Origin of the sequence: Pseudomonas sp. F01002 (assembly GCF_004402115.1) — a bacterium.
Classification (GTDB): domain Bacteria; phylum Pseudomonadota; class Gammaproteobacteria; order Pseudomonadales; family Pseudomonadaceae; genus Aquipseudomonas; species Aquipseudomonas frigoris.
In genome coordinates, this window is sequence record NZ_SOPU01000031.1 from 763 (window position 1) to 1,010 (window position 248).

At 62.9% G+C, this 248-nt stretch carries 1 pseudogene; it reads right to left on the reverse strand.

What is annotated here, in order from left to right:
- Nucleotides 1-248, reverse strand: a pseudogene (locus E3W21_RS31250) (hypothetical protein); the annotation flags it as partial.

The following is a 248-nucleotide window of genomic DNA, read 5'->3' on the forward strand; positions in this document are numbered from 1 at the left end:
GGTTGGCGATATCCCGCAACTGCGAGTCGGTGACCTTGTCGATGGTCGGCTGCACCTCTGCCACCACATTTACAACCCAGGCCGCCGACGCCAGCGATTCCGATTTCGCGACGAAGCTGTGCGCGGTCCGGCTCAGCCCGGTGCGGGTCGAGGTCCAGCTCCCATCGGGCTTGACATCGACCGTCTGCGGCAGAGCGTCGTTATCGGTAATGATGACCTTCAGGTTAGGTGTCGCCTTGCCCGTCAGG